The sequence below is a fragment of the Streptomyces sp. NPDC044063 genome, assembly GCF_056434285.1.
Genome location: NZ_JBWKFM010000017.1, coordinates 24,620 through 42,697, shown reverse-complemented (window position 1 = coordinate 42,697; position 18,078 = coordinate 24,620). Strand labels below are relative to the sequence as shown.

Below are 18,078 nucleotides of genomic sequence, written 5' to 3'. Positions count from 1 at the left end.
CGGATCCTTCTGTCTGGTCGGGGCGGCGGGCTGACCCCCAAGGGTATCCGCCCCTTCCCGGAACGGTCAGCCGCCCAGTGACTCCTGCACCTTACGGGCCACCCCCACCGCCTCGCCCTCCCCCAGCGGCTCCCCCGTCTCGTCCGTCACATAGAACGCGTCCACCACGCTCGCTCCCAGCGTGCTCACATGCGCGCTCCGTACCCGGGCACCCGCGTCCTCCAGGGCCCGCCCGATGCGGTGCAGGAGACCGGGGGCGTCCTGGGCCCGGACCTCCAGGACCGTCGCGGCGTGCGAGCCGCCGGCGGCGACGGTCACCCGGGGCGGCGCGTGGACGGCTCCGCGCCGCCGCCCCGCGTACGCGGCCTCGCGCTCGGCCAGGCGGGCCTCGACGTCCAGGGAGCCCTCCAGGGCCCGGACGAGGTCGGCGCGCAGCCGCGCGGCCTCCGGCGGCGAACCGTACTCGGCGGCGACCCGCCAGTGCATGAGCAGGGCACCACCGGCGTCCCGCAGCTCCGCCGCGCGGACCGTCAGGCGGTGCAGGGCCAGGACCCCCGCCGTGGCGGGCAGGATGCCCGGCCGGTCGGGGACGGCGACGGCCAGCCGCAGGGTGTCGGCACCGCCGGGCGCCTGGAGGGCGACCACGGAGGCACCGGTGCGCAGCGCCTCGTCCACCGCCCGCCGCTCCCCGGCCGTCGGCGGCGCCGGCTCGGCGGGGGCGGCGACCGGCTCGCCCGCCAGCGCGGCGGCGGCCCGCCGGACCAGGTCGGCGACGAGCGTGGCACGCCAGTCGCTCCAGGCGGCCGGGCCCGTGGCGCGGGCGTCGGCCTCGGTGAGGGCGTGCAGCAGCTCCAGCGTGCCGGGGCGGGAGACGGCGTCGGTGACCGTGCGGATCGTCGCGGGGTCGCCCAGGTCGCGGCGGGTGGCGGTCTCGGCGAGCAGCAGGTGGTGGCGGACGAGGGTGCCGAGGACGGCGGTGTCCTCGGCATCGAGGCCGAGGCGGGCCGCGACGTCGCGGGCGACGGCCGCGCCGGCCTCGGAGTGGTCTCCGGGCAGGCCCTTGCCGATGTCGTGCAGGAGGGCCGCGACGAGCAGCAGGTCGGGGCGGCCGACGCGGCGGGTGAGGGCGGAGGCCTCGACGGCCGTCTCGACGAGGTGGCGGTCGACGGTCCAGCGGTGGACGGCGTTGCGCTGCGGACGGCAGCGTACGTGCCGCCACTCCGGCAGCAGCCGGGAGACGATCCCCTCCCGCTCCAGGGCCTCCCAGACCGCCACGGTGGCCTCGCCGGCGCCGAGCAGGGTGACGAGGTGCTCGCGGGCCTCGGCCGGCCACGGCACGGGCAGCGGCCCGGCGGCGGCCATCCGCCGCACGGCGTGCCGGGACAGCGGCAGCCCGGCCCGCGCGGCGGCGGCCGCGGCGCGCAGCGGGAGCACGGGGTCGCGCTCGGGGCGCGCGGTGCGGGCCAGCACCACCTCGCCGTCCTGTTCGACGACACCCTCGGCGAGCGGGACGCGCTCGGGCTCGACGAAGCCGCCGCGCCCGCCCCGCCCGCCCAGGACGCGGCGCAGCCGGGGCCGCCCGGAGCGGGACCGCAGGACGCGCCCGACCTCGCGCCAGGTGACCTCGGCGGCGTAGGAGACGGTGTGGGCGGCCTCGTAGACGTCGCGCAGGAGGGCGTCGGCGTCGGGCAGGCCGAGGGCGGCGGCCACCTGGTCCTGCTCCTGGAGGGCGAGGCGGTCGGTGGCGCGCCCGGTGGTCAGATGGAGGGCGTCGCGGGTGTCGAGGAGCCGTGTACGGGCGTCCTCCAGGCCCTCGCGGGGCGCGTCGGCGAGCCAGGAGGCGGCGACGGCCCGCAGGGCGGTGGCGTCGCGCAGGCCGCCGCGGGCCTCCTTGAGGTCGGGTTCGAGGAGGAACCTGAGGTCGCCCTGGCGGCGGGCGCGTTCCTCGCACATCTCCCGGAGCCCGGGCAGCCGGGCGGGGGCCTGGGCGCGCCAGTCCTCGTACGCGGCGCCGCGCAGCCGGGCGGTGAGGTCCGGGTCGCCGGCGATGTGGCGGGCGTCGAGGAGGCCGAGGTGGACCTTGAGGTCGGCGGCGGCCGTCCGGCGGGCCTCGGCCGGGGTGCGGACGGAGTGGTCGAGGGCGAGGCCCATGTCCCAGACGGGGTACCAGACGCGGTCGGCGACCTCGGCGATTCCGGTGGTGCCGGTGCTGCCGTCGTGCAGGAGGAGCACGTCGAGGTCGCTGCGCGGGGAGAGCTCGCCGCGCCCGTAGCCGCCGACGGCGACGAGCGCGACGCCCCGGGCGGGGCCCAGCAGCGAGGCCAGCCACTGGTCGGTGAGGCCGGCGAGCCGGGCCCGCAGGGCCGCTCCGGCGGGCGGCTCCTCCTGGAGGAGCCGCAGCCGGGCGGCCGCGTAGCCGGTGGGTTCGGGGGCGGCCGGCCGGGTGTGCGTCACGTGGGCTCCCTGGGGTGTCTCGGGGCGGGGTGTCCCGGAGCGGGGTGTCCCGGAGCGGGCCCGGCTTCGGAGCAGGCGTCCCGGAGCCGGCGTCTCAGAGCGCGTCCGGGCCGCGCTCGCCGGTGCGGACGCGGACGACGGTGCCGGCGTCGACGACCCAGACCTTGCCGTCGCCGATCTTCCCGGTGCGGGCGGCGGTGACGATGACGTCGACGATGTCGTCGGCGTCCGCGTCCTCGGCGAGGACCTCGACGCGCGCCTTGGGCACGAAGTCGACGGTGTACTCGGCGCCCCGGTAGACCTCGGTGTGGCCGCGCTGCCGGCCGTAACCCCTCGCCTCGGTGACGGTCAGGCCGTGGACGCCGAAGGTCTGGAGCGCGTCCTTGACCGCGTCGAGCTGGTGGGTCTTGATGACCGCGGTGATGAGCTTCATGCGTCCACTTTCCTGGTCGGGTGCTGGGCGGCGGAAGTGCCGGCCCGGGAGGCCGGGGCGCCGCCCACCGCGGTGAGGTCGTAGGCGGACTCGGCGTGGTACGCCTGGTCGACGCCGCTGATCTCGTCCTCCTCGCTCGCCCGGAGGCCCATCAGCCGGTCGACGAGCTTGGCCAGCAGCCAGGAGACGGCGAACGAGTAGGCCATGACGGAGAAGGCGCCGACGGCCTGCCGGCCGAGCTGGGTGAGGCCGCCGACGCCACCGGTCGCGAGGAGGCCGACCAGCAGGGTGCCGATGACGCCGCCGACGAGGTGGACGCCCACCACGTCGAGGGAGTCGTCGAGGCCGAACCGGAACTTCAGCCCGACGGCCCAGGAGCAGACGGCTCCGGCGACGAGGCCGATGAGGACGGCGCCGAAGGCGTTGACGGCCGCGCCGGAGGGGGTGATCGCGACGAGTCCGGCGACGGCGCCGGAGGCGGCGCCCAGGGTGGTGAAGGCGCCGTGCCGGACCCGCTCGTAGGCGAGCCAGCCGAGCATGGCGGCGCCGGTGGCGACCTGGGTGTTGAGCGCCATGGTGGCGGCGACGCCGTTGGCGGCGAGCGCGGAGCCCGCGTTGAAGCCGAACCAGCCGAACCACAGCAGCCCGGCGCCGAGCACCACCAGCGGGAGGCTGTGCGGGCGCATGGGCTCCTTGGTGAAGCCGACGCGCCGGCCGACGACGAGGACGGCGGCCAGCGCCCCGATGCCGGCGTTGATGTGCACGGCGGTGCCACCGGCGAAGTCGATCACCTTGAGCTTGAACAGCCAGCCGTCGGCCTGCCAGACCCAGTGGGCCACCGGGAAGTAGACGAGCGTCGCCCACAGGGTGATGAACAGCGCCCAGGCGCTGAACTTCACGCGGTCCGCGAGGGCGCCGCTCATCAGGGCCGGGGTGATGACGGCGAACATCAGCTGGAAGAGGACGAACGCGAAGACCGGGATGCCCTCCTTGCCGCCGGTGAGGGTCTCGGGGCCGATGCCCTTGAGGCCGATGTGGTCGAGGTCGCCCAGCAGCCCGGCGCCGACGTCGTCACCGAACGCCAGCGAATAGCCGAACAGCACCCACAGGACGGTGACGATGCCGAGCGAGACGAACGACATCATCAGCATGTTGAGCACGCTCTTGACCCGCACCATGCCCCCGTAGAAGAAGGCAAGGGCCGGTGTCATCAGCATCACGAGCGCGGCACTGATCAATACGAACGCGGTGTCTGCGCCATTCAATGTCGGTGTCTCCTCGCGGCGGCGGCCCTGACCCCCGTGCGGGCTGGTGCTTGTCCCATGGGCCGGTGTCGCCTCGAGGCTCGCGCAGCACGGTTTCGGCCAGGGGCCGTCGGCTGTTTCGCGACGGTGACGAAGGGGGCGCGGGTGTTACGCCCCGGTGAACGGGCGGATGTCCGCGCGGTGCCGCGAGCCGGCCGCGACGGCCTCCCTGCGTGACTGGCATGGGGGAGCCGAGTCGGGTGTACGGGAGGGCCGCCGCGGCCGGGTCAGGGGGGCCGGACGGCTCAGACGGCCTGCGCGGCCTCGGCCGGCTCCGGCAGATGGACGGCGAGCTGCTCGGTCAGCTCGGCCACCTCGGTGACGTCGCCGAACTCGCGCGCGGCATTGTCGACGGTCTTGCGGAGGCGGTTGTTCACCCGCTCCGAGCGGACCTGCTTGGCGATCCGGAGGGCCTTGCCGGCGAGGACCGCGGACTCCTCGGGCTCACGTTCCATCAGATGCACGGTGGCCATGCCGATGAGGTTGAGGGCGTACGAGCGCTGGTGCTCGGCGTCCTCCGCGAAGAGCTCGACGGCACGCTCCATCTTCGGCCGGGACAGCGAGGCGTACGTCGGGCTGCGCCCGGCCACGTAGGCGAGATCGCGGTAGGAGTGGGCGTTCTCGGCGTTGAGCTCGGCCTCGGAGAAGAAGCGGATCCAGTCGGGGTCGCCGTCGCCGGTGGCGCAGTCCGAGAAGCAGTCCTCGGCCATGTTCACCGCGCGCTTGACCTTGGCGGGCTGGCCCATGTTGGCGTAGGCGCGGCCCTCCATCGCATACAACATGGCCTGGGTGCGCGGGGTGGCCGTCTCCCGCGAGCCGTACTGTCCGAGGTGGATCAGCTCCAGGGCGTCCTCCGGCCGGCCCAGGTGGATCATCTGGCGGCTCATGCTGGAGAGGATGTACGAGCCGAGGGGGCGGTCACCGGCCTCCTTCGCCGCGTGGAGGGCGAGCACGAAGTACTTCTGCGCCGTGGGGTGGAGACCGATGTCGTAGCTCATCCAGCCGGCCAGCTGGGCCAGCTCGGCGGCGACGGTGAACAACCGCCGGGAGATGTCGGCGGGCTGGGGCTCCTGGAGCAGGTCGGTGACCTCGTGGAGCTGCCCGACGACGGCCTTGCGGCGCAGCCCGCCGCCGCACTGGGCGTCCCACTGCCGGAACATCACCGCCGTGGACTCCAGCAGCTCCAGCTCCGGCGCGGACAGCCGCGACCTGCGCGCCCGGTCGCGCTCGGCGCCGGAGCCGGGCTCCCGGCCGCCCGTCCCGGGCACCAGCCAGCGCTGCATGGGCTCGATGAGGGCGGGCCCCGCCGAGAGCGCCAGCGAGGTCCCGAGGAAGCCCCGCCGCGCCAGCATCAGGTCGCTGCGGGAGAACTCGCTGAGCAGCTCCACGGTCTGGGGGCCCGCCCAGGGGAGGTCGACGCCGGCCACGGACGGCGACCGGTGCGCGGTCCGCAGCCCGATGTCCTCGACGCCGACGACGCATCCGAAGCGCTCGGAGAACAGCTCCGAGAGGATCTTCGGGATGGGCTCGCGCGGCTGCTCACCGTCCAGCCAGCGACGCACCCGCGAGGTGTCCGTGCTGATGTGGTGCGCGCCGAGCTGGCGCGCCCTGCGGTTGACCTGCCGGGCGAGCTCGCCCTTGGACCAACCACTGCGCAGGAACCACGAGTTCAGCTGGTCGTTCGGGCGTTTCGCCGGACTGTCGGCCTTCTCGGCCCTGTCGGCACCGCCCGTTCCGCTGACATTGCCGCCCACGGGAACGCCCCCATCCGAAAACTCTGCAAACTCCGCAACCACTGCGTCTGCAATCCGCCGTGTCCGCGGCGCCCGTCGCGACCGCGCGTGAACCGCCAACAGCCTGCCGCTCACAGGGGCCGCTTGTCCGGCGGAATTCATGTACCGAAAGTAATCCTACGATCACCGCTCACGCGAGGGCAGTCCAGTAAACGCCACCATTCGCCACCCCAACGAATGAACCCCTTCGCCCCGCTTCGCGATTGACTTGACACGGAACATCGGCGCCGAAACCCGCGGCGGGACGGACCGTTGCGCGCCACGGCGCACGGGCCGCTCCGCACCACCCGTCGCACACCGTCGCGCCGCCCCGCGGCAGAGGTCCGCAACCGTGCGTGTCCGAGACACTCCGACACGTAACCAACCGCGAGCACGACCCGTTGGAGGGGGCATGGGCTTCACAATCGGCGGCATCCGGGACCTGCGCTCGAGCTCTCGGCGCCGAGGCCGCGCATCGGAATCCGTGATGACCGTCGCGGAGTACACGGGCCTGTGGGGATGGGACGTCGTGCCGGGCGCCCGGGTCGGCCGGGGCGGCCCCGTGACGTGCTCCTGCGACGCCGCCGACTGCCCCTCCCCCGGCGCCCATCCACTCCCCTTCGCGCCCGGCGTCCCGGCGGGCGCCACGCTGGACGAGGCCGCCGCGGTCTGGACCGAGGTGCCGGGCGCGGCCGTACTCCTGCCCGTGGGGCGGTCGTTCGACGTCCTGGAGGTCGAGGAGGCGGCCGGCCGGCACGCGCTGGCACGGCTGGAGCGCATGGGCGTGCCGCTGGGCCCGGTCGCCCTCGCGCCGCACGGGCGGGCGCTGTTCTTCGTCGCCCCCGGCGCCGCGGCCGAACTCCCCCAGCTCCTCTACCGCATGGGGTGGGACGACGCCCGACTGGACCTGCGCGGCCTGGGGACCGGCGACCACGTCACCGCCCCGCCCTGCGACCACGCCGGCCTGGGGCCGATGCGCTGGCTGCTGCCGCCCACGCTGGACACGGCGGGCCGGCCGCCGGAGGCCCGGCTGCTGCTGGGCACGCTGGCGTACGTCTGCCACCGCTGGGCGGGCTCGGCGGGCTGAACGAGGGAGGGGCCCCGCGGCGGTGTTCGCCGCGGGGCCCCTCCTCATGAACGATCCTTCTCGTCCCTCGCCGGGTTACTCGCCGATCAGGGCGTCGACGAACGCCTCCGGCTCGAACGGCGCCAGGTCGTCCGCGCCCTCGCCCAGACCGACCAGCTTGACCGGCACGCCCAGCTCGCGCTGGACGGCGACGACGATGCCGCCCTTGGCCGTGCCGTCGAGCTTCGTCAGCACGATGCCGGTGATGTCCACGACCTCGGCGAAGACGCGGGCCTGCACCAGGCCGTTCTGACCGGTGGTGGCGTCGAGCACCAGCAGCACCTCGTCGACCGAGCCGTGCTTCTCCAGGACGCGCTTGACCTTGCCGAGCTCGTCCATGAGACCGGTCTTGGTGTGGAGGCGACCGGCGGTGTCGACGAGGACGACGTCCGCCTTCTCGGCGATGCCCTCCTTGACCGCGTCGAAGGCGATCGACGCCGGGTCGCCGCCCTCGGGGCCGCGGACCGTACGGGCGCCGACCCGCTCGCCCCAGGTCTGCAGCTGGTCGGCGGCGGCGGCACGGAAGGTGTCGGCCGCGCCCAGCACGACGGACTTGCCGTCGGCGACGAGCACCCGGGCGAGCTTGCCGGTGGTCGTGGTCTTGCCGACGCCGTTGACGCCGACGACCATCACGACGCCGGGCTTCTCCTCGCCGTTCACGCCGACACCGGGCTCGGTGTGGACGGAACGGTCGGCGTCGGTGCCGATCAGGGCGAGCAGCTCCTCGCGCAGCAGGCCGCGCAGCTCCTCGGGGGTACGGGTGCCGAGGACCTTCACGCGCTCGCGCAGGCGCTCGACCAGCTCCTGGGTGGGGGTCACACCCACGTCGGCGGTGAGGAGGGTGTCCTCGATCTCCTCCCACGTGTCCTCGTCGAGGTGCTCGCGGGACAGCAGGGTCAGCAGACCCTTGCCGAGGGTGTTCTGGGAACGGGACAGCCGCGCCCGCAGGCGCACCAGGCGACCGGCGGTGGGCTCGGGCACCTCGATCCCGGGCTCGGCCGGGGCCGGCGCGGTCTCGACCGCGGGCTCCGGCTCGGCCGGGGCGGCCTCCTCCACCGGGGCGGTGGCCTCGGGGAGCTCGACCTCCTCGATGGTGCGGCGCGGCTGCGCGGTGGAGGGTTCGGCCTCCTCGCCGACGTGCGGCTCGGCGGGCGGCGCGGTGACGGACGGGCTGCTCGGAGGAGCGGGCGGCAGCTGCTTCTTCTTGCGGCTGCTGACCACGAGCCCGCTGATCGCGCCGAGCGCGACCACAGCGATGACTACAGCAAGGATGACGATGTCCATAACGCACCCAGTATCGGACACCGGCGGGTGCGGGCGCTGCGGCGCCTCGCGGCAGGGGTTTCTTGTGGGTTCCGCCAAGGACGAATGACCCTAACCGGCCAAAGTTAGATCAAAGTACGATGACGTGGGCTCGCGCGACGCGCGTAGAGTCCCAACGTCCCTTTCTGCCCAGGCCCCGCCCTGTACACCCCGCACGGAGCCCCCGATATGGCCCCCACCATGGACGACGCTGCCGAAGGCGCCAACGTGTCCAGCCCCGACGGCGCCGCCGGTGCCATCGAGACCCGCGGCATCGAGCCCGTCCCCGACCACGAGCGGCACGGCCGGGTCCGGGAGCTCTTCCCGACCTGGGTCGCCGCCAACATCAGCGTCCTGCTGCTGACCATGGGCGCCGCCCTGGTCGTCTTCAACGCCCTGAACTTCTGGCAGGTCCTGATCGTCGCCGGGTGCGCCGCGCTCGTGTCGTTCGGCCTGGTCGGCGTCCTGTCCGTGTCCGGCAAGTGGGGCGGCGCGCCCGGCGCGATGCTCTCCCGCGCGACGTTCGGTGTGCGCGGCAATCTCTTCCCGGGCGCGATCCTGTGGGTCGCGCGCTTCGGCTGGGAGACGATCAACGCGGTCACCGGCGCGTACGCCGTCCTGACCGTGCTGGACCTGCTCCTCGGTGTGAAGAGCAACAACGTGCTGATCGTCATCACGCTGTTCGTCTTCGTGGCCTGCACGTTCCTGGTGAGCGGCATGGGGCGCAAGGCGCTCAACGTCTGCAACAAGTGGTCGACGTACCTCTTCGGCGTCTTCAGCGTGCTGGTCCTGGGCTACCTGATCACCCACATCGCGTGGGACGAGGTCTTCTCCAAGCCGGCCGGCACCACCGCGATGATGATCGCCGGCATCGGCACCATCGCCGCCGGTGGCATCAGCTGGGTGCCCACCGGCCCGGACTTCGCGCGCTACCTGCCGCACTCCGCCTCCGGCAAGAAGATCGTCACCGCGACCGTCTCCGGCGCGGGCGTCGTCATGGTGCCGATGGTCCTCATGGGCGCGGTGATGGCCGTCGCCACGCCGAAGCTGGCCGACGCCCCGGACCCGGTGTCCTTCCTCGGCGACATCCTGCCGACCTGGCTGGCCGTGCCGTACCTGGTGACCGCGATCGTCGGCATGCTGCTGATCAACAGCCTGTCGATGTACTCGGCCGGCTTCACCGCCCAGACCATGGGTGTGAAGCTGCCGCGCGCCATGGCCGTGAGCATCAACGCCGCGATCTCCCTGATCGGCGGCCTGATGCTGATGCTCGTGGCGAAGAGCTTCCTGAGCTCCTTCATCACCTTCCTGATCCTGCTGGCCGTCTCCTTCTCCGCCTGGATCGGCGTCTACGCCGTCGACATGGCGCGCCGCAAGGCACGGGCCGTCCGGTACGACGCCGAGGCCCTCATGGACACCGGCCGCACCAGCCGCTACTGGTACGTCGGCGGCTTCTGCTGGCAGGCCATGACGGCGTGGGCCGTGGCCCTGGTGGCGGGCATCTGCTTCACGGACTGCGCCTGGTTCACCGGCCCGCTGGCGTCGACGTTCGTCGGCAAGTACGGCCTGGGCTGGGCGGCGACGATCGTGATCTCGGCGGCCCTGATGGCCGTCCTGCCGGTGCCGCGCGAGGAGTCGGCGGCGCCCACCGAGCGCGCCGAGCGCGAGAAGGTGGCGGCGTAGTTCCGTCGTAGCCGCTGAACGAAAGAGGGCCCCCGCGCGGGGGCCCTCTTTCGTTGCACCCGTTTGCGGGCAGTCGTTCCGCTGGGCTGGGGGCACCTCCCAGCGGTAGCTGGGGGAGGGTGGGCGCAAACGGGGCCACCGGGCCGCACCCGGCTGCGGCTGAGTGGTGGGTTTGTGCCCACCCGTTCCGCCCCGGCGGAACGACTGCCCGCAAACAGGGTCCGGTGCCGCGCACGCGGAAAAGGGCGTTGACGCCCGGTACGGACCGGGGTCAACGCCCTTTCGAGGAGAGCGGGGCGGCGGGGGGTTAGCCCATCTCCTCCAACGCCTTGCCCTTCGTCTCCTTGACGTACTTCAGCACGAAGGGGATCGAGAGCACGGCGAAGACCGTGTAGATCACGTAGGCACCGGACAGGTTCCAGTCCGCCAGGCTCGGGAAGCTGGCCGTGATGGCCCAGTTGGCGACCCACTGCGCGGACGCGGCCACGCCGAGCGCGGCGGCGCGGACGCGGTTGGGGAACATCTCGCCCAGGAAGACCCAGACCACGACGCCCCAGGAGAGGGCGAAGAAGAGGACGAAGGCGTGGGCGGCGACGAGGGCGACCGTGCCCTGCGTGGTCGGCAGGGTGCCGTCGGCGCTCTTGGAGGCGAAGGCCCAGGCCTCGAGGGCGAGGGAGACGGCCATGCCGACGGAGCCGACGAGGGCGAGCGGCTTGCGGCCGATGCGGTCGACCAGGACCATCGCGATCACGGTGCCGACGATGTTGATGATCGACGTGGTGAAGCTGTAGAAGAACGAGCTCTGCGGGTTCACGCCGACGGACTGCCACAGCGTCGAGGAGTAGTAGAACGCGACGTTGATGCCGACGAACTGCTGGAAGACCGAGAGGCCGATGCCGACCCAGACGATCGGCAGGAAGCCGAAGCGGCCGCCGAGCAGGTCCTTGAAGGTGGACTTCTCCTCGGTGTGCATCGCGTGCTCGATCTCGGCGACGCGCTTGTCGAGGTCGATGCTGTGGCCCTCGACGTCGGCCAGGACCTTCTTCGCCTTCTCGGTCTTACCGACCGAGATCAGGAAGCGGGGGGACTCGGGGATGGCGAAGGAGAGCAGGCCGTAGAGGACGGCCGGGACGACCATGACGCCGAGCATGACCTGCCAGGCCTCGATGCCGAGGACCTTGCCGCGCTGGTCGCCGTCGGCGACGTTGAGGATGCCCCAGTTGACCAGCTGCGACACGGCGATGCCGATGACGATGGCGGCCTGCTGGAAGGCACCGAGGCGGCCGCGGTAGGCCGGCGGGGAGACCTCGGCGATGTAGGCCGGGCCGATGACCGAGGCCATGCCGATGGCGATGCCGCCGAGGACGCGCCAGAAGGCGAGGTCGTAGAGCGCGAAGGGCACGGCCGAGCCGACGGCGCTGATCGTGAAGAGCACCGCGGAGATCTGCATGACGCGGATGCGGCCGATGCGGTCGGCGAGGCGGCCCGCGGTGGCGGCGCCGATGGCGCAGCCGATCAGGGCGATGGCGATGACCTGGGCGAGGGCGGCCGAGCCGATGTCGTACTTCCCGCGGATGCCCTCGACGGCGCCGTTGATCACGGAGCTGTCGTAGCCGAAGAGGAAGCCACCCATGGCCGCGGCCGCGGTGATGAAGATGACGTGGCCGAGGTGATCCGGCTGGGCCTTGCGGCCCTCGGTCCCCTGCGCCGTCGCTGTGCTGGTCAACGTGTACTCCTGGAACCCGGCCACGTTGCCGGGGTGGGGGGCGCCTTTTCAGTGGCGCACAAGATCGAAGTGACCACCACATGAAGGCGTAAGCAACGTGGGAGACCCTATGTCTTCATCTTTCGAAGTCAATAGGTTGTGACCAAGATGTTTCCCGGCGGTTTACCGGTGGTTGAGTTCAATAGTTGAAGTTAAGCGAGCCGACTACTGATCACCTTCGACACTCCGTCGCCCTGCATCGACACTCCGTAGAGAGCGTCGGCCACCTCCATCGTCCGCTTCTGGTGAGTGATCACGATCAGCTGGGAGCTCTCCTGGAGTTCCTTCATGATCCCGATCAGCCGCTGCAGGTTGGTGTCGTCCAGCGCCGCCTCGACCTCGTCCATGACGTAGAACGGGCTGGGCCGGGCCTTGAAGATCGCCACCAGGAGGGCGACGGCCGTCAGGGAGCGCTCGCCGCCGGAGAGCAGCGAGAGGCGCTTGACCTTCTTGCCCGGCGGGCGGGCCTCGACGTCCACACCGGTGGCCAGCATGTCGCCGGGGTCGGTGAGCACCAGCCGGCCCTCGCCGCCGGGGAAGAGGCGGGAGAAGACGCCCTCGAACTCGCGGGCCGTGTCGTGGTACGCCGCCGTGAAGACCTCCTCGACGCGCTTGTCGACGTCCTTCACCACCTGGAGGAGGTCCGCGCGGGTCTTCTTGAGGTCCTCCAGCTGCTCCGAGAGGAACTGGTGACGCTCCTCCAGCGCCGCGAACTCCTCCAGCGCCAGCGGATTGACCTTGCCCAGCTGCTGGTACGCGCGCTCGGCGGCCCGCAGGCGCTTCTCCTGGCCGGCCCGGTCGTAGGGGGCCGGGCGGTTGCGGGGGTGGTCCGGGTCGGCGGGCAGCTCCTCGCCCTCCGCCGGGGGCGAGGGGGGCACCGGCTGGTCGGGGCCGTACTCGGCGACCAGGGCCGTGGGTTCGACGCCGAGCTCCTCCAGGGCCCTGGCCTCCAGCTGCTCGATGCGCAGCCGCTTCTCCGCGCCCAGCACCTCGCCCCGGTGGACGGAGTCCGTCAGCTTGTCCAGCTCGGTCTTCAGGTCGCGGGCCCGGTCCCGGCCCGCGGCCAGCTCGCGCTCGCGTTCGGCCTTGGCGGCCTCGGCCTGGAGACGCTCCTCGTCGGCCCGTACGAGCGAGACCTCGACGTGCGCCAGCAGCTGCCGGGCACCCGCCGCCACCGCCGAGGCCACCTCGGCCTCGTGGCGCAGCCGCGCCCGGCGCTGCTCGGCCCGGGCGCGCGCCTCGCGCTCGGCGCGGGCGGCGCGGTCGAGCCCGTCGGCCCGGCCGGCCAGCGCCTTCATCCGCTCCTCGTGGGTACGGAGCTGGAGGCGCGCCTCCATCTCGGTCTGGCGGGCGTTGGCGCCGTCGGCGGCGAGCCGGTCGCGGACGCCGGTGTCGGGCTCGTCGTCCTCGTCCTCGGTCTCCTCCGCCGTCGCCAGGCGCGCGGCGAGTTCCTCCGCCTCCTCGGTGGCGCGCAGCAGCGCCTCCTCGGCGCGCCCCGCCGCGGCCGCCGTCCGCTCGGCCTCGCCGGCGGCCGCCCGGGCCTGCCCGGCGAGGCGTCCCAGAACCTGGGCGGTCCGCGACTTCTCCCGGTCGGCGGTGCTGCGCAGGCCGGCCAGTTCCTCCACGAGCGCGGCGCACCGGGCGCGGTGGTCGCCGGCCGCTTCGCGGGCGGCGGTCAGTTCGGCGCAGCGGGCGTCGAGCCCGGTGAGCTCGGCCGTGGCCTCGTCGACCGCCGCCTGTGTCTCCAGGAGGCTGGGCGCCCCGCCGGAGCCGCCCTGGGCGAGGTGGGCGCCGAGCAGGTCGCCCTCGGCGGTGACGGCGGTCAGGGCGGGGTGGGAGGTGACGAGGCGCTCGGCGTCCTCCAGGGTGTCGACGACGACGATGCCGCGCAGCAGCCTGCGGACGGCGGGCCGCAGGTCGAGGGGGGCGCGTACGAGGTCGGCGGCGGCGCGGTGGGGGGCGGGCGGGGGCGGGGCCTCCGCCTCCTCGGGCGCTCCGGCGAGGAGGAGGACGGCCCGGCCGGCGTCCTCCTTCTTGAGCAGGCGGAGGGCCTCCGCCGCGGCGGCGGGGCCGGTGACGGCGAGGGCGTCGGCGGCGGCGCCCAGGGCGGTGGCGACGGCGAGTTCATGGCCGGGGGTGACGGATAGCAGCCCGGCGGCCGGCCCGAGCAGACCGCTCAAACGTTCCTGCGCGGTCAGCAGCGCGCCCGTCCCGTCCTTGCGGCGCAGTCCCAGGGCGAGGGCGTCGCGGCGGGCGGTGAGGGCGGCGCGACGCCGCTCGGCCTCGGCGGCCGCCTCGCGGGCGTCGTTCAGCGCGCCGTCGGCCGCGGCGAGCTCCGCCTTGGCGCGGTCGTGGCGGGCGGCGAGTTCGGCGTCGTCCGCGTCGGCGCCGTCGGCCTCGGCCTGGTGGCGCTCGTACTCCTCCTGGGCCGCGGCGGCCCGCTCGCCGGCCTCGTCGCGGGCCGCCGCCAGCCGGCCGATCTCGGCCTCGGCCGAGGCGGCGCGGCCGCGGGCCGCGGTGACCTGGCCGTGCAGCCGGGCGAGCCGCTCGCGACGGTCGGCGACGGCCCGGGCGGCGTCGCGCAGGCGGCGTTCCTCCTCGGCGAGCCGGCGTTCGAGGTCCTCGCGGTGCCGGGAGGTGTCCTCCAGGGCCCGGCCGGCCGCTTCGAGGGCGGCCTCGAGTTCGGCCTCCTGCTCGCGGACGCGGGCGGCCTCGCGTTCGAGGTCCTCGGGGTCGCGGCCGCGCCGCTCCTCGGCGGGGACCGTGGTGGCGCTGGTGACGCGGGCGTCGGCGAGGCCGACGGTGCCGCGCACGCGTTCGGCGAGGCGGGAGAGTTCGTGCCAGGTCCGCTGGGCCGTGGCCAGGCGCGGGGCCAGCTCGCGGACCTGTTCCTCCAGCTCGGCCTCGCGCCGGGCCGCGGCGCGCAGTTCGGCCTCGGCGGCCTCCTTGCGGCCCTTGAGGGCGGCCTCGTCGGCGATCTCGGCGCGCAGCGCCTCGCGCAGACCGACCAGGTCGTCGGCGAGCAGGCGGAGCCGGGCGTCGCGGAGGTCGGCCTGGATGACGGCGGCGCGGCGGGCGACGGCGGCCTGCCGGCCGAGCGGCTTGAGCTGGCGGCGCAGTTCGTCGGTGAGGTCCTGGACGCGGGCGAGGTTGGCCTTCATCGCGTCGAGCTTCCGCAGCGCCTTCTCCTTGCGCTTGCGGTGCTTGAGGACGCCGGCGGCCTCCTCGATGAAGGCGCGGCGGCCCGTGGGGTCGGCGTGGAGGACGGAGTCGAGCTGCCCCTGGCCGACGATGACGTGCATCTCGCGGCCGATGCCGGAGTCGGAGAGGAGTTCCTGGATGTCCAGGAGGCGGCAGGTGTCGCCGTTGATCTGGTATTCGCTGCCGCCGTTGCGGAACATGATCCGCGTGATGGTGACCTCGGCGTACTCGATGGGCAGGGCGCCGTCGGAGTTGTCGATGGTGAGCGAGACCTCGGCGCGGCCGAGCGGGGGGCGGCCGGTCGTCCCCGCGAAGATGACGTCCTCCATCTTGCCGCCGCGGAGGGACTTGGCGCCCTGCTCGCCCATGACCCAGGAAAGCGCGTCGACGACGTTGGACTTCCCGGAACCGTTCGGTCCCACGACACAGGTGATGCCGGGTTCGAAGCGCAGGGTGGTGGCGGAGGCAAAGGATTTGAACCCGCGCAGGGTCAGGCTCTTGAGGTGCACGCGGTAGGACTCTACCGCTCGTTCGTACGGGTTCCGCGCCTGTGGTGGAGGGTGGCGCGCCGTCGCTTTTCCCCGCTCGCCCCCGGCTTTCACCCGCTGGTTTCACATGCGAAGGCGCAGGGCAGATCAGGTGTGAGGAGCGGCGGGAAGGAAACGGCGGGTATCAGGCGGGAAACGACGAAGGGACGCCGAAGCGTCCCTTGCAGCTCTCAAGCGGCTGACAGTGCAGCCCGACCGGCCCCCGGGGCAGGGCACGGGTCAGGCAAGCGCAGGCTCCGCCTGGGATACGTCGATGCTGTCGAGCAGCGAGTCACCGTGAGCGGCGGCAGTCAGCGCGTCGTTCTCGGCCTGCATCCGAATGAGCTCGGATTCGAGGTCCTGGACACGCTGCTGAAGCCGTCGCATCTCGGAGAGGACTCGGGGGTCGGAGCCGCCGACGTAACCGAGAAGCGCCTTTGCCATGATGGATGGTCCTCCACACTGAGTGACCGACCGAAGCGGTGTGGGTCGTGAGGGATTCGCACCCGCGGTGTCTGCCATCACTACTGCGGTCTTTCAATGCCAAACAGCTAAGGTGCGCGGGGCTTCCAGCGTCTCACCAAATGGTTTGACGGTCAACACGATCACACCCCGTATCGGCAGGCGTCCCGGGGGTGCGCGCGGGGATATCCGCGCCGCATTCCGCACCCGGGGCCCGAGGGTGAGTGGAGATCATCCGTTGAGAGGCAGCCTTGCACGATGCGGCCGACTTGGCAACCATCAGGGGATTTCCCTGGACTGCATATGCCAATGTCATATGAATACGACGATCGGCATCCCCCTCACTCCCGGGGAACCGCACCCGAATCCGATTTTCCCGTCATCCGCTCAGCGGATCTCGAAGCCGTCGTAACCACCCTTGGGTGTGTTCCAGATCTCGGTGACACCGTCCACACGGCCGGGCGTGTCGCCGTCGCGCAGCCAGGCGAGCAGCTGTTCGCATCCGGTGCGGGGGCCCTCGGCGACGACCTGGACCCTGCCGTCGGAGAGGTTGGAGGCGAAGCCGGACAGGTCGCCGATCCGCAAAGCGTTGGCCCGGGTGAACCATCGAAAGCCGACACCCTGCACATGCCCACGGACCCACGCCGTGAGACGGACATTCTCGTTCATGTCTGCACGTTAACCGGCCAATTACATAAGCAGCACTTCGGCCCGGTGTCCCGTGCCGTACAGTCGCCGCCGAATAAGGCTCCCCCGGACGAGTGATGCCCTTTGACGCCGAACACGTGAGGAAGGCAGCGGATGGGTCGCCATCGACGCTCAGCCCGCGCGACCGCCGACGAGGCGGTGGAGAACGCCCGGAAAGCCCGGGCTCGCCTGACGAGCGAGTCGGCCGAGACCTACGAGTCCGAGGATCCGTCCGAGGCGATCACCCAGCCCATCCCCATCGTCCGCCCGGGCGGCGGGAGTCCCGGGCGTCACCGCGGCCCCCGCCGCGGCAAACGCCGGGGAGCCGTGGCCACGGGCGCCGCCGCGAGCGGCGCGGCGGCCAGGAGCGGCGGGGCCGCCGGCAAGGTCGTCAAGACGGTGCCGCCCGCGCGACGGGCCGGCCTGCTCGGTGCCTCGGCCGCCGTGGCGATGGGCGCGGTGGCCATGGTCTCCGGGCTGCTGCCCAGTGGCGTCCCGGGCGGCGACGGCTCCGCGGGCGGTGCCGGCACCAGCGGGCAGGTTCGGGCGGACGGCCCGGTCGAGTCCCCCGCGCGTGACGCCCGCCCCCCGGCCGCGCCCCAGGCCGACCGGTCGGGCGACCAGGTCGCCCGGGAGCGTCCGGCGCAGGGGGCGCCCCTCGCCCGCGCGGAGCGGGCGACGGTCCCGGCCGGGCCGGACGAACGGCGGGCGACACCCCACGAGGCCGAGGGCGTCCGGGCCGCCCGGGGTGCCGAGCGCCCCGCGGCGCCGGTGGAGTCCGCGTCCCCCTCGGCCGCTCCGGACGCGTCGGCGGCTCCGTCGTCCCCGTCGGCGACGCCCTCGCGGGGGCCGTCCGGTACGCCGGGCGCCGCGGGCCGCGCGCGGGCGGCCCGGGCGCGTACGGCCGCCGAGCGGCGGCTGACCGTCGCCGCGGACGTCGAGGAGGCGGGGCCGACGGCCGGCACCCTGGCCGATCCGCAGTCCGCCGCCGCGCATCTGGTGCTGTCCCTGGTCAACGCGGAACGCGCCAAGGCCGGCTGCCGCCCGCTGCGGGCCAGTCCCAAGCTCAACCGGCTCGCCCAGTCGTTCAGCGACGACATGGCCCGGCGGGGGTTCTTCGACCACACCGACCCGGACGGCCGGAGTCCCTGGGACCGGGCCGCCCGGCGGGGCATCAAGAACCTGGGCGGCGAGAACATCGCCCGCGGCCATCCGGACGCGCACACGGTGATGGACGCGTGGATGCGCAGCAGCGGGCACCGCGCCAACATCCTCAACTGCGACTACCGCAGCATGGGCGTCGGCGTCCACCAGGGCGGCAACGGCCCTTGGTGGACCCAGGACTTCGGCTACTGATCCACG

At 73.3% G+C, this 18,078-nt stretch carries 12 protein-coding genes; 3 read left to right on the top strand and 9 right to left on the bottom strand.

Annotated elements, in window-relative coordinates:
- Positions 1-66: 66 nt before the first annotated feature.
- The 4 genes from AC07BS_RS21370 to nsdA all read right to left on the bottom strand — a co-directional run bounded on the left by AC07BS_RS21370 (position 67) and on the right by nsdA (position 5,945).
- Positions 67-2,454 carry a [protein-PII] uridylyltransferase gene (locus AC07BS_RS21370; protein WP_478650225.1) on the bottom strand — a complete coding sequence of 796 codons (2,388 nt, stop codon included), beginning with the start codon at positions 2,452-2,454 and terminating at the stop codon, positions 67-69.
- A 94-nt stretch (positions 2,455-2,548) separates the two neighbouring features.
- The gene (locus AC07BS_RS21365) at positions 2,549-2,887 is read right to left on the bottom strand and encodes a P-II family nitrogen regulator (protein ID WP_478650223.1); all 339 of its coding nucleotides are present in this window, start codon (positions 2,885-2,887) and stop codon (positions 2,549-2,551) included.
- Positions 2,884-4,152 carry an ammonium transporter gene (locus AC07BS_RS21360; RefSeq protein WP_478650221.1) on the bottom strand — a complete coding sequence of 423 codons (1,269 nt, stop codon included), beginning with the start codon at positions 4,150-4,152 and terminating at the stop codon, positions 2,884-2,886. Before AC07BS_RS21360 ends, AC07BS_RS21365 begins: the two co-directional genes overlap by 4 nt.
- A gap of 284 nt (positions 4,153-4,436) precedes the next feature.
- On the bottom strand, positions 4,437-5,945 hold the full coding sequence (gene nsdA, locus AC07BS_RS21355; protein WP_478650219.1) for a transcriptional repressor NsdA: 1,509 nt from the start codon (positions 5,943-5,945) through the stop codon (positions 4,437-4,439).
- 430 nt (positions 5,946-6,375) lie between these two features.
- Here nsdA and AC07BS_RS21350 point away from each other — a divergent pair, with 430 nt between their 5' ends.
- The gene (locus AC07BS_RS21350; RefSeq protein WP_478650217.1) at positions 6,376-7,050 is read left to right on the top strand and encodes a bifunctional DNA primase/polymerase; all 675 of its coding nucleotides are present in this window, start codon (positions 6,376-6,378) and stop codon (positions 7,048-7,050) included.
- Positions 7,051-7,125: 75 nt separating this feature from the next.
- Here AC07BS_RS21350 and ftsY read toward each other — a convergent pair whose 3' ends face one another.
- Complete coding sequence (gene ftsY / locus AC07BS_RS21345) at positions 7,126-8,373, bottom strand: signal recognition particle-docking protein FtsY (RefSeq protein WP_478650215.1); 1,248 nt, start codon at positions 8,371-8,373, stop codon at positions 7,126-7,128.
- Positions 8,374-8,592: 219 nt separating this feature from the next.
- On the opposite strand from ftsY, the gene AC07BS_RS21340 reads away from it, so the two are divergent.
- Positions 8,593-10,074: a purine-cytosine permease family protein gene (locus AC07BS_RS21340; RefSeq protein WP_478650213.1), complete on the top strand. Its 1,482-nt coding sequence runs from the start codon at positions 8,593-8,595 to the stop codon at positions 10,072-10,074.
- 307 nt (positions 10,075-10,381) lie between these two features.
- Here AC07BS_RS21340 and AC07BS_RS21335 read toward each other — a convergent pair whose 3' ends face one another.
- From AC07BS_RS21335 to AC07BS_RS21320, 4 genes are all read right to left on the bottom strand, one after another.
- On the bottom strand, positions 10,382-11,800 hold the full coding sequence (locus tag AC07BS_RS21335; protein WP_478650211.1) for a sugar porter family MFS transporter: 1,419 nt from the start codon (positions 11,798-11,800) through the stop codon (positions 10,382-10,384).
- Positions 11,801-11,991: 191 nt separating this feature from the next.
- A complete protein-coding gene (smc, locus tag AC07BS_RS21330; protein ID WP_478650209.1) occupies positions 11,992-15,549 on the bottom strand; it encodes a chromosome segregation protein SMC in 3,558 nt (1,185 codons plus the stop codon).
- Positions 15,550-15,807: 258 nt separating this feature from the next.
- A complete protein-coding gene (locus tag AC07BS_RS21325; protein ID WP_399934801.1) occupies positions 15,808-16,011 on the bottom strand; it encodes a hypothetical protein in 204 nt (67 codons plus the stop codon).
- 405 nt (positions 16,012-16,416) lie between these two features.
- On the bottom strand, positions 16,417-16,698 hold the full coding sequence (locus AC07BS_RS21320) for an acylphosphatase (RefSeq protein WP_478650207.1): 282 nt from the start codon (positions 16,696-16,698) through the stop codon (positions 16,417-16,419).
- Between the two features lie 132 nt (positions 16,699-16,830).
- Here AC07BS_RS21320 and AC07BS_RS21315 point away from each other — a divergent pair, with 132 nt between their 5' ends.
- Positions 16,831-18,072 (top strand): CAP domain-containing protein, encoded by a 1,242-nt coding sequence (locus AC07BS_RS21315; RefSeq protein WP_478933818.1) that lies wholly within the window; start codon positions 16,831-16,833, stop codon positions 18,070-18,072.
- Positions 18,073-18,078: the final 6 nt, after the last annotated feature.